Origin of the sequence: Paenibacillus sp. NPDC057967, assembly GCF_042887015.1 — a bacterium.
Lineage (GTDB): Bacteria > Bacillota > Bacilli > Paenibacillales > Paenibacillaceae > Pristimantibacillus.
In genome coordinates, this window is record NZ_JBHVQB010000009.1 from 172,107 (window position 1) to 183,860 (window position 11,754).

General features: G+C 47.6%; 12 protein-coding genes and 1 pseudogene. 11 read left to right on the top strand and 2 right to left on the bottom strand.

Going from position 1 to position 11,754, the window contains the following annotated elements; all coding sequences use genetic code 11:
- The first annotated feature begins 18 nt into the window (after positions 1 to 18).
- The 5 genes from ACFVSO_RS22920 (at position 19) to ACFVSO_RS22940 (ending at position 4,810) form a co-directional block, all read left to right on the top strand.
- Entirely contained in the window at positions 19 to 1,053 is a 1,035-nt protein-coding gene (locus ACFVSO_RS22920) for a zinc-dependent alcohol dehydrogenase (RefSeq protein WP_387477988.1), read from the top strand.
- 86 nt (positions 1,054 to 1,139) lie between these two features.
- Positions 1,140 to 2,150 carry a TRAP transporter substrate-binding protein gene (locus tag ACFVSO_RS22925; RefSeq protein WP_387477991.1) on the top strand — a complete coding sequence of 337 codons (1,011 nt, stop codon included), beginning with the start codon at positions 1,140 to 1,142 and terminating at the stop codon, positions 2,148 to 2,150.
- 104 nt (positions 2,151 to 2,254) lie between these two features.
- A complete protein-coding gene (locus ACFVSO_RS22930) occupies positions 2,255 to 2,797 on the top strand; it encodes a TRAP transporter small permease (protein WP_387477994.1) in 543 nt (180 codons plus the stop codon).
- Complete coding sequence (locus ACFVSO_RS22935; protein ID WP_387477997.1) at positions 2,797 to 4,071, top strand: TRAP transporter large permease; 1,275 nt, start codon at positions 2,797 to 2,799, stop codon at positions 4,069 to 4,071. Before ACFVSO_RS22930 ends, ACFVSO_RS22935 begins: the two co-directional genes overlap by 1 nt.
- A gap of 73 nt (positions 4,072 to 4,144) precedes the next feature.
- A complete protein-coding gene (locus ACFVSO_RS22940) occupies positions 4,145 to 4,810 on the top strand; it encodes a class II aldolase/adducin family protein (protein ID WP_387478000.1) in 666 nt (221 codons plus the stop codon).
- A gap of 226 nt (positions 4,811 to 5,036) precedes the next feature.
- On the opposite strand, the gene ACFVSO_RS22945 is transcribed toward ACFVSO_RS22940, so the two are convergent.
- A complete protein-coding gene (locus ACFVSO_RS22945; protein WP_387478003.1) occupies positions 5,037 to 5,936 on the bottom strand; it encodes a LysR family transcriptional regulator in 900 nt (299 codons plus the stop codon).
- Between the two features lie 142 nt (positions 5,937 to 6,078).
- Between ACFVSO_RS22945 and ACFVSO_RS22950 the strand changes: the two genes are divergently transcribed.
- Positions 6,079 to 6,831, top strand: a complete 753-nt coding sequence (locus ACFVSO_RS22950; protein WP_387478005.1) for an SDR family NAD(P)-dependent oxidoreductase — start codon at positions 6,079 to 6,081, stop codon at positions 6,829 to 6,831.
- A gap of 336 nt (positions 6,832 to 7,167) precedes the next feature.
- Entirely contained in the window at positions 7,168 to 8,043 is an 876-nt protein-coding gene (locus ACFVSO_RS22955; protein ID WP_387478007.1) for a patatin-like phospholipase family protein, read from the top strand.
- Positions 8,044 to 8,603: 560 nt separating this feature from the next.
- Here ACFVSO_RS22955 and ACFVSO_RS22960 read toward each other — a convergent pair.
- Entirely contained in the window at positions 8,604 to 9,821 is a 1,218-nt protein-coding gene (locus ACFVSO_RS22960) for a hypothetical protein (RefSeq protein WP_387478010.1), read from the bottom strand.
- Between the two features lie 266 nt (positions 9,822 to 10,087).
- On the opposite strand from ACFVSO_RS22960, the pseudogene ACFVSO_RS22965 reads away from it, so the two are divergent.
- From ACFVSO_RS22965 to ACFVSO_RS22980, 4 genes and pseudogenes are all read left to right on the top strand, one after another.
- Positions 10,088 to 10,276: pseudogene (locus ACFVSO_RS22965) on the top strand (slipin family protein); the annotation flags it as partial.
- A gap of 59 nt (positions 10,277 to 10,335) precedes the next feature.
- Positions 10,336 to 10,656, top strand: coding sequence for a pyrophosphohydrolase domain-containing protein (locus ACFVSO_RS22970; RefSeq protein ID WP_387478013.1), 321 nt, complete (start codon positions 10,336 to 10,338; stop codon positions 10,654 to 10,656).
- Between the two features lie 30 nt (positions 10,657 to 10,686).
- Positions 10,687 to 11,355 (top strand): peptide-methionine (S)-S-oxide reductase MsrA, encoded by a 669-nt coding sequence (gene msrA, locus ACFVSO_RS22975; protein ID WP_387478016.1) that lies wholly within the window; start codon positions 10,687 to 10,689, stop codon positions 11,353 to 11,355.
- A 118-nt stretch (positions 11,356 to 11,473) separates the two neighbouring features.
- Positions 11,474 to 11,746, top strand: a complete 273-nt coding sequence (locus ACFVSO_RS22980; RefSeq protein WP_387478018.1) for a hypothetical protein — start codon at positions 11,474 to 11,476, stop codon at positions 11,744 to 11,746.
- Positions 11,747 to 11,754 lie beyond the last annotated feature (8 nt).

The following is an 11,754-nucleotide window of genomic DNA, read 5'->3' on the forward strand; positions in this document are numbered from 1 at the left end:
CAGAATGGGGGAAAATATATGAAAGCCGTGTACGTGGACGATGCTTACACAGTCGTAGTGAAAGAGGTAGACAAACCGAAAGTGGGTAAGAACGAGGTTTTGATCCAAGTAAAAGCAGCAGGCATCTGCGGGTCTGATATCCATACGTACAAAGGACTGCATCCTTTCCGCAAGCCGCCGGTTATTATCGGACATGAAATTGCCGGAGAAGTAGTCGAGATTGGGGGAGCCGTCACGAAATTCAAAGTCGGCGATCGGGTTACGGTGGAGCCTCAGACAGGCTGCGGTCATTGCGAATACTGCTTGACGGGCAGCGTGAACTATTGTACTGGTCGCGGAGCGCCGGGAATTGGAAGCTGGTATGGGGCGATGGCGGAATACTTCGCAGCTCCCGAGCAGACCGTGTTCAAGCTGCCTGATGGAATGGACTATGATCTGGGCGTGCTAGTAGAGCCATTCGCCGTTGGCGTTCATGCCGTACGAAAAGCGGGTATTCAAGTAGGCGATAAAGTGGCGATACTGGGAGCCGGGCCAATCGGCTTGCTGGCTATGGCAGCAGCCAAGGCGGCAGGCGCAACGACGACGCTAGTCACAGATGTGATGGACTACGCGCTAGAGATTGCGGATCAGATGGGAGCTACCCATTCGATGAACATTATGAACCTGCCGGATTGGACGGAAGAAGCCAAAGCGGCAATCGGAGGAGACTTCGATAAGGTGCTAATTGCGGCGGGCGTTCCCGGCATTATCGATCAATCTCTTAAGCTGCTGCGCAAAGGCGGGCGTATCGTGACAATAGCGATGTTCCAAGGTACGCAAACCTTCGATATTCATAATTTGCAAAATCAAGAGAAAGAAATCATCGGATGCATGACCTATACACGAGAAGATACGATAACCGCCATTGACATGTTAATGGCCGGTGCAGTCAACGAGCAGGCTATCATTTCTCATAAGCTGACCTGCGAGCAGGCAGCCGAGGGTTTCCGTCTTGTCGACAAGAAAGAAGATCAATCCATGAAAGTGCTGGTCAAATTCGAGGACGCGAATTAATCGCGTCGATGCGAAGGGTATATCCGGGCGGCGCCTGCCGCTCCGGCAGCCATACATCATAAGACTAACTCATAGGGGGATGTATCATGTTCAAAAAGCTGGCAACCATCATGGTCATTACAGCGATGTTTATTACTGCCGCTTGCGGCAACGGCGGGTCCGCTTCCGGCGGCAATGGCGGATCGTCTGAAGAAAAAACAGTAAAGCTGCGTCTCGGCCATATTACGGGCGAAAGCGACGCATGGCATATTGGAGCAATGAAATTCGCGGAGCTGGTGAAAGAAAAAAGCGGAGGCACTGTAGAGGTCGATGTATTCGCAAGCTCCACGCTTGGCAATGACCGCGACTTGATCGAAGGCATGCAGCTCGGCTCCGTCGACTTTGCGCTTGTGGCAGGCGTATTGTCCAACTTCCATGAACCTTATTCGATTCTCGAAGTCCCATACCTGTTCCGTGACCAGGATCACCTGGAGAAAGTATTGTATGGCGAAGTCGGCGACAAGCTGAAAGCTGACCTGCTGGAGGATGCAAGCATTCGCGGCCTGGAGTTTTGGGTGCGTGGACCGCGTCAGCTGACGACTAATAAAAAAGTTGAAACGGTTGATGATCTGAAAGGCGTTAAAATCCGCGTACCGGAAATCCCGGCGTCGATCGAGGCTTGGAGCGCAATGGGCGCCTCTCCGATGCCGATGGCCTTTGGCGAAGTGTATTCCTCGCTGCAGACGGGCGTCATCAACTCTCAGGAAAACCCGCTTGCCTTTATCTCAAGCAACAAGATGCAAGAAGTTCAGGATTATTTGGTTATGACTAATCACGTCTATGGCTACGTGCAGCTAGCGATGAGCGACATCACGTATAAAAAATTATCAGAGAGCCAACGCAAGGCAGTGGAAGAGGCTGCCAAAGAAGCGACTCAGTTTGAAAACGCTTTAGTAGCGGAGCAAGAGGAAGAGCTAATGAAATCTCTGCAGGAACAAGGCATGGAAGTCATTGAAGTCGATACGGCTGCTTTTGCGGAGAAAGTGAAGCCGGTTCTGGAGAAGTTTGCAGCCCGTTATGGCCAAGAGCTGTATGACAGCATTATAGCTACGAAATAAATTTCATTTAAACCTGAATTTGGCCGGCCTTCATCCTCGGTCTGCGTCTGGAGGAAAGTCGGCCTATATTGTGAATTTTCCGTATGAAGACGGGAGGATATAGGATGAAAGCGATCATCAAAGGATTTGACGTGGTCAATAAGCTTGTCGGTTATATCGTTGGAACTATGCTTATGGTCATGTCAGTCTTGGTTATTGTACAGATTATTAGCCGCTTCGTCGTTGATGTTCCGATTCACTGGACCGAGGAGCTTGCGCGGTATCTGATGATTTACACTGTATTTCTAGGAGCAGCCTTGGCGCTGCGCCATCATAAGCTCATTGCCGTAGAGGTTCTGGCAGAGACGATAAAGCCGAAGCCGCGTAAAATCCTGAAAATTGCGGTCATGCTCATTACTATCGTCTTTATGGTCATTCTGACTGTTAAGGGTTTTGAAATGATGCCGATCGTCAGTAAGCAGACTTCCTCTGCGATGGGCATGCCGATGAGCATGGCCTACATGGCGATTCCAATCGGGGCGATCTTGATGATTATGAATGCGATTGTCGTCATTATGGAGTTTTTGACCAATGAGCATGTAGAGACAAGTGAAGCAGCACGCGAGCTGAAGGCAATTGAACAGCAAGAGAAAGGGGAGCAGCTGTAATGGGTCTGATACTATTTATATTTCTGCTGCTGTTTTTTGCAATCGGCGTCCCTGTTGCTGTCGCAATGGGCTTGGCATCTGCAGTGGCGATTTGGTGGGATGGCGGCACGCCGCTGATCGTTCTCGTTCAGCGCGCGTTCACCTCGATTGATATGTTCCCGCTCATGGCGATTCCGTTTTTTGTGCTTGCAGGCGTGCTGATGGAATTCGGCGGTATATCCAAGCGCTTGATCAACTTCGCCAATGCGCTTACCGGACACTTTTCAGGAGGGCTGGCATTCGTTACGATCGTAACTTCCATGTTCTTTGCTGCAATCTCCGGTTCGGCTGCCGCCACGACGGCGGCGCTAGGCAGCATTCTGATCCCGGCGATGATTCGGCGCGGCTATCACCGCAACTTTGCCGGTTCTGTACAATCGGTATCCGGAGAGCTGGGCGTTATACTGCCTCCAAGTATTCCGCTTATCCTGTATGGCATTTCGACCGAAACGTCGATTGGCGACCTGTTTATGGCAGGCTTTTTGCCTGGGCTGCTGATTGCGGCATCCTTGATGATAACCGTCGTGATTATTGCCAAGAAAAGAAAGTACCCAAGCGAGAAGAAGAAGTCCGGCAAAGAATTGTGGGTTGCGTTCAAAGAATCGTTCCTCGCTTTGCTTATGCCCGTTATTATTCTTGGCGGCATCTATGGCGGTATCTTCACACCGACTGAAGCAGCAGGTGTAGCAGTACTCTATTCGTTTATCGTAGGTGTATTCATCTATCGTGAGATCAAGTTCAAGCAGCTGATGCATATCTTCACGTCGTCTGTCGTTACAACATCCGCCATTATGTTCATTCTCTCCAGCGCGGGCTTGTTCGGATGGATTCTGACGCGTGAAGGCATTCCGCAGCAAGTGGCCCAATTCTTTATCAACTTCTCGGACAGCGCGGTCGTCTTCTTGCTGCTCGTTAATTTGTTCCTGCTATTCATCGGGATGTTCATGGAGACCAACGCTTCGGTTATTATATTGGCTCCGTTGCTCTTGCCTGTCGCAGTGCATTTGGGCGTTGACCCAGTTCACTTCGGCATGATTATGATCGTCAACCTGGCTATCGGCATGTGTACGCCGCCGCTCGGCATTAACCTGTTTATCTCGTCTTCGATTGCGAAGATTAACCTGCTGCAGATTACGAGGGGGATGATACCGTTCTACATCGCCATGATTATCGCCCTTATGCTAATCACGTATATTCCACAAATTTCGTTGTTCTTACCTAGTATATTGAAATAATAGGGGCGGGCAAGCAGTGGAACTCGCTCTCACTGGATATGAGGCGAATAAGTAACGAGAGGAGATGCTCCCTGTGCCGTCAGTCGACATCATCATGAAGCAATTGCAGCATACCGGCCAATATATGATGCAATACGGCCTTGCCTGGGGCAATGCCGGTAATATTAGCGCCCGCACAGAAGGGGACCGCTATATGATTACGGCTAGCGGAACTTTCCTGGGAGAGCTGGAAGATCAGGATCTCGTCGAATGCGATATGTCCGGTGCTGTTAATGGAACGGAGAGGAAGATGCCGTCCAAGGAGACGCCTATGCACCGCGCAGTCTATGAGAGCCGCCCGGAGATCGGTGCTGTCTTGCACGCATCGCCATTTTATAGCACGCTCGTAGCTTGCTCCGATATCGAGATTCCGTCCAATTGGTTCGTGGAGACGATGTACTATTTGGAAAAGATAGAACGTGTTCCTTATTATCATCCAGGCAGTGCAGCGCTAGGCGAGGGTGTCCGAGAGAAGGCGAAGCATGCGAATATATTGCTGCTTGAGAATCACGGCGTCCTTGTCTATGATACGTCGATCCGCGAAGCGCGCATGGCGCTCCAGACACTGGAGATGGCTTGCCGAATGCTGGTGGTTTCCCAATCGGCGAATATCGCGATGGCAGGGTTGTCACGTGACACGGAGATGGATTTTTTGGAGAAAGCAGGCTATAAGCCGAGAAGGAATTGGGATCTGTCTTAGCAGATTGTGACGTAAAAGATAAGGAGATGTCTCCATTAGGCCATAAGCCTGATTCGAGGGATCTCCTTTTTACGCAGGCGCATAACTCCATTCGTAATTTGAGCTGCTTGCATGGCTACACTTAACCCCATTAAGCATATAAGGGAAGAGATCTGGTCTCTCAGGCCAGGTCTCTTTCAGTTGACTTGGCTGCTCATGAATGGACGCTTGTCCGTCAGGGGGAACGTTATGATAAGTGATCCAGCTGCAGCTTGAGCTTTTGGACAAAAACGCTGGAAGCATGGGGAAGATGCTGCTCCTCTGAATGTATCCATCCCAGATAGACCGGCTTATTGCCCTCGATATCCAGCTCGATAGTCGTTATTCCTTTGGAGGAAGCGGACTGATCAGAGAAGGAGAAATTTAAGCCGACGGTAATGGCGGCACCGTCCTCCACCGCCTTAATAATAGCGTCTTTGTTGTTGGTGTAGAACAATACATGGAGAGGTCCATAGTGGGACTCGAAGTCTTGAATGAACCACTTCAAATAATCGTCGTTGTATAAGACTAGCGGCTGACTTCTTAATTGCTCGGAAGACATAGATGACTGTCGTGCGAAGGGGGAGTACCGGCTGACACCCGCGATCAGCTTGCCCTCTAGCAGCCGCTCGAACGATAGGCTCATATGCCGATGAAGCTCCTCGTTCCAAATAATAAGGCCGAGATCGATTTTGTTTTGCCGAATGTCATTTACAATTTCGGTTGTTCCTTTTTCGGTAATCTCCATTTCGACCCGGGGATAGTCCCGTTTGAAGCTGATGATCGTATCGACGAATAAGGAGAGGGGGACAGGAATCGCAGCCAGTCGTAACTGTCCGCTTAAGTCAGAGGTGTAGCTCTTGGCCTCATCTTCGATTTCATTAATTTTAGCCAGCACCTCGAATGCTTTCTGAATAATCGACTTGCCTTCCGCTGTCGGAATCGTTCCGGTTCGGGAGCGATTGAAGAGCGTGACCCCCAGCTCCGACTCCAGATTGGAGAGGGACTGGCTAACGGCCGAGACGCTAAGATGCAAGTTTTGCGCCGCCCCGGTAACAGAGCCGGTTTTGGCTACCTCTACAATACAAGCCAGCTGCTCCAGCTGCATGGTTACCGCCTCCACTTTCCTTTAGCTGAGCTTAAGGATGGTTTAATACGTTTAAATTTACTTGAATATGAAACGGCAGTACGATGATGACAAGGCCATATTCAATAAATGTTCACAACTAGATCAACGGGAGGTTGTTCAGATGACAACAACAAAACGTGTAGCGGTAATTACAGGCGGAGCCAGCGGCATTGGCCGTGAGACGAGCCTTCACTTTGCCCGCAAGGGAGACCGTGTCGTGGTAGCTGACTTTAATGAGACGGGCGGACAAGAGACGGTAGAGCAAATCATTAAAGAAGGCGGAGAAGCCGTTTTCATCCAAGTAGACGTATCGAAGCAAGAGGAAGTAGACGCGCTTGTCGACAAAGCGGTAGAGGCTTACGGCAGAATCGACGTCATGTTCAATAATGCCGGTATCGGAGGCGCAGGTCCCGTACTGGATCAAAATATGGATCTATACCATCGCACAATCTCCATTAACCAGCATGGGGTTGCGTATGGCATAATGGCAGCAGGCAGAAAGATGCGAGAGCTAGGCATCAAGGGCGTCATCATCAATACCGCATCCGTATTCGGCTTCCTGGCTTCGCCTGGAACGTTCGCTTATCATGCGACCAAAGGTGCTGTCATTATGATGTCCAAATCAGCGGCGCTTGATCTGTCGCCGCATGGCATTCGCGTCGTTGCGGTTGCTCCGGGCGCTGTGGATACGCCGATTATTCAAGGCTACAAGGATCACGGTATGCTGGACAGCATGAGAGCGAAAGTAATGGGCGGCGAGCTCACCAAACCCGAAGCGCTGGCTAAGACGGTATACCTGGTATCGCTGGACGATGCCGAAGCGATCAACGGCAGCGTCGTCATGGCCGATCAAGGCTACGCTTCCTTCAAATAAGTAAGGATTCTGAAGGCATCGGTTCAAACTTGTAACCAGAAAAAACACCACAACGCTGAACGGCATCCCATTTGTTCGACACATCTAACAAGTGGGGGCAGTCCATAACAGCGTTGTGGTGTTTTTCATGCAGGGCGGTTACTTCTCCTAGATGATCCGAGTGGATTCATATTGTTTCTTGGCCTAGTAGGAGAAGATGCTGGCAAGAGCGATCATGAGCGGAATGATCATCCAGAGAGAACCTCTTTCTATACAGTTGAACTGTATATAGAAAGCGGGCTATAGATTTTTGGGTGTTCAAGTGCTAGGCTGAAGAGAGGGTTTAGTGCGTGATCCATGTCGCGAAGGAGGCAGCTCATGAATGCGAACGGCTTAATATTGGAAGGCGGAGGCATGCGCGGGATTTATACGGCGGGCGTGCTGGAGTATTTTTCAGAGCATGGACTTTATTTTCCATATACAATCGGCGTGTCGGCTGGCGCCTGCATGGGAGCGAGCTATTTGTCCCGGCAGTTGGGACGCAATCGCATCGTGAATGTGAACTGGGTGAGCGATCCCAGATATATATCATGGGGTAATCTGTTGAAGAAGGGTCAGCTGTTTGGGATGGATTTTATATTCGATGAAATTCCGAACAAGCTGGTTCCGTTTGATTATGAGGCTTTTCAGAATAGTCCCGAGGAATATGCCATCGGCACGACGGATTGTATGACAGGCGAGGCAGTCTATTATCATAAGAATGATCCCGATTATGACTTGTTAAGGCTGTTAAGGGCTTCAAGCTCGCTTCCCTTTATTGCCCCGATCGTCGAGTTCGGCGGCAGGAAGCTGCTTGACGGGGGCATTGCCGATCCCATCCCGCTGCGAGAAGCGGAGAGACAAGGCCACAAGCGCAATGTGCTCATTTTGACGCGCAATAGCGACTATCGTAAATCCCGCTCGCGGTTCCCTTGGCTGATGAAGCGCGCTTATGCCAAGTATCCGAAGCTTGTGGAGACAATGCTGCGCAGGCATGAGGTCTACAATGAGACTTTGGATTATATTGATAAGCAGGAGAAGTCGGGGAACGTATTCGTCATTCGGCCCCAAGAGACCTTGACCGTAGGCAGAATGGAGCGGGATAAGGAGAAGCTGGATGCGCTCTACATGCAGGGCTACCGCGATGCGGGCAAGTTGATGCCGTCTCTTCAGGAATGGATGGGCGATTATTAACTGTATCGTTAATCATGAGAAATTTCATGATTTTCCCTAATTCGCCCCAGTAATTATGAAGGATAGCTTTTATACCGAGAGACATGAAGTCTATAAGAAACGCTGGAGTGAAGAAGGGGTGTCTTCTTATCCGACTGTAGGAAACCTAAGTATCGGACGGATGGAGCAGAATGCGGTAAAGCTGATTTCGGCTTTAATGAGTTTTCTCGGAATAATTCAGAGATTGAATTATTCAGTTGGATTGGTAGATGTGAGTAGAGTGGATCACTGCTTATTTTTGTTGTTATTATTGAAGTACAATCTATATATAATTACAACTAATAGAGTGATTATTATACCTATATTTAATTGGTTTATAAACAAAAGTCCTGACATGCGTTCTAATGCAGTTGTAATCATGGCAAAAGCAAATGGGAATAATATAGCAAGAAATACAAGAAAAATGTTGTTGGGTCTGATATTGTCCATCTCCTTAATATGCAACATATCCAGCCTGCCTTAACAAAGAGCAGGCTGGATATGTTGTACGATTACTATTGTTTATCTTAAGCTGGCAATACCTAATAATTATATCTTATATTTCTACTGTTTTGCATAGTATATGTGCTTGTACCAAACTCTAGCTTTGCTTTATTAATAACATTTATACCAGCTAGGGAACTGCCTGCAGACGACCATGCGATTCCTGGTTGAATTCTGGAGGGGCTTGGCATGGTATATTCAGTATTATGAAAAGGAAAGATACCTGGCTTGAATAGCTTCCAGTGGATGTTTTTTGTAGCACTATCCCCACTGTTCGTAATCTTCATCGTATCAGGAGAGACAGTGAATGCCCAAGATACATTCCAAGGGAGTCCAACGGTTATTAGACTTGATGTAGTTGTGGCTGATGGGCCCCAAGAGAGAAGTTGATCTGCTGGAAAGGGTAAAATATGATTTGCTTCAGCATTTTTCATAAGCCCACTATTATAGGATGTGGTTTCAACATTATTTCTCAAATAGAAATAATCATAATTTGGATCAGTATCACTTCTTGTATTTTGAAATAAAATCATTTGGGAAAGTAGTTTACCTCTCAGGATAGGTTGATTACTTGCATTTACTACGTAGGTGCTATCAACTATGTCACCTGGGTTCCAGACTATTGTATCCGACCCATAATTCAAGGGGCTGACAGTTGATTCATTAGAACTTTTAATATTCAATAAAATGGAATGAACAAATGAAGATGCAGGAGTTTCTAGAATCGTACCCTCTAAATCAAAAACATTAATTGATGCATTAAGAACAAGTTTTTTATCCTTGAAAGATATCAGGTTATACTGTGGATTATTTTCAGCAAGAGATGTATCAATTTCCTTTAGGTTTTTTGTCACTGTTTGTTCATCATCATAATGTTGAAGAACCAACTTTATTAAGGAATCTTCCCCGTAAAAATACAAATTTGCACCACTTTCAATCATTGGAAAAACTCGATTGATATTTTCTCTGAATTCACTAATATTGTATATAAAAATACCGTCATTAGAGTTGTTAATTTTGAATTTTTTATCATCGTTAACGTCAATTCTGTGCAAATAATCGGATATTTTAGAAAAAGATTCATCCACAGAAGATAATTCTTTTAAAGAAACTAATAAATCATCATTTTCACTGTCAATTAGAGTTATTTGTAAATCATGGTTTAATGTGATTTTAGTGCCCGTTGATGCTATAACAGTGGAAGCATTTAGTGTCAGTGTGAAAACTAATAGTAAACTCAAGTAGATTTTTTTCAAAAATGACATCTCCTTTTAAAATGGATTAATATTCCTTAGTTTGTTAATATACATGAGATACAGCCATTATGCAGGATAGTTTGATAAGATGATTTCAGTCTAAGCCTCGTTCGTAGTAAAGGAAACTATGTCAGAATGGTAGTATATAATCCCTCCTTTCATATTGTCCATCTTAAACATAATAACACAATTTAGTAGTATATACATATTTTTGGTTAATTTAGTTCAGTCTACAAGAATGCTTGGTGGCTATCGGCGATTGAGATTCATTTCGAAGCCTGCTCAACACTGCGAAGCTGATGGAGGAGAACGGAACGCTGTACAGGCTGAAGGAGCTGGAGTATCTGGAGAAGATATGCGATCGGGTAGGCAGCATTTCGCTTACCGGCGGGGGCAACCTGCTGGAGCAACTGAACGCTTTGGTCGGCGCGAAGAAAGCCGGAGATCATTCGTGATATAATGATCTCTGGCTTTTTTATTGATTAGAAATATCCCTATAAAGGAGAATTCTCTCATGCCGGTTTATCATAAGCTTGTCCGTGACCGTATCCCTCATATGATTAAGGCTAAAGGCGAGAGCTGTCGTACGCGAATTCTGGAGCCCTCGGAATACAGCAAGGAATTGAAGGCCAAGCTGCAGGAAGAGCTTCGCGAGTATCTGGAGGCAGCCGAGCCTGCCGATGCGCTGGAGGAGCTGGCGGATATGCTGGAGGTTATACGCGCCTTGGCACTGCTGCACGGAAGCGATGCCGAGGAGCTTGAGGCGATCAGGGCGAGGAAAGCGGAGCAGCGGGGCGGCTTTGCGGATCGCGTTTATCTCATCGACACAGAGTAGTCATGCAGCGGTGAAAGGAGGATCGGACCCGTGGAAATAGACAAAATAGTCCGTGTGAACAGTCCATGGAACGGAGAAGCTGAGCGGATTACCTTGGGCATGGGCTGCTTCTGGAGCCCTGAGGCGCGGTTCGGCGCCATGCCAGGCGTAGTTCGCACACGGGTAGGCTATGCGGGTGGCACGACCGATAAGCCGATATACCGTGAGATGGGGGATCATACGGAGTGCGTTCAGCTTGAATATGACAGCGACACAGTAGCCTTTGAGGAACTGGTTGCAATCTTCTGGGAGCGGCATCAACCCGTCAATATTAATGGTTATAAAGGTAAACAGTACCAATCGCTGCTCTTCTATGAGAACGAAAGCCAGCGGTCGGCGATTGACCGGGTGCTGCTTAAGCGGGAGCGGAGCGGGCTTGGCAGGCCAGAGACGGACATTGTGCCTTGCAGCGCCTTCTATGCGGCAGAGGAACGTCATCAGAAATATTACCTAAAGCGGTACCCGCAAGCGATAGAAGCGCTCAGCACCCGATATCCTACGCAACCCCAATTGAATGATTCCACGATTGCCGCCAGGCTGAACGGGTTGGCAAAAGGCTATACCAGCATGGAACGCATCAAAAATGATATAGAGACATGGCAGATTAGCGATGCGGAAAGAAGCGGCATTTTGGGTTTGATATCCTCCATCCGGTGGTAATAACAATAGCTGGGCCCGATAAGAAATGCTATAATTTGTTAGCATTAATCCAGCAATCGAAGGCTGAGGGCAAACGGTGTGCTCAGGTTTTCGTTATCCGCGAATAGGGGAGATACACATGAAGGTTTATCTGATTCTGACTCAAATCGTATATGTCATTGGTTTGCTGCCTTGGTTTGTGTTCTGGGGCTTGTCTTTCATGAGCTTTGACAGCGGCATCGGGGTTGCCAATACGTCTTTTGTGCTGGCTATTACCGTGTATCCTATTGCGGTCGTGGCATGCTCCTTAATCGCTTGGTTCATTCATAAGCAGAAGAAGCGGACAGCGGTTATCGTCAATTTGATACCGATGCTTTGGGTGCTGGGACTGGGATTGCTTCTCATATTATAAAAAAAAGA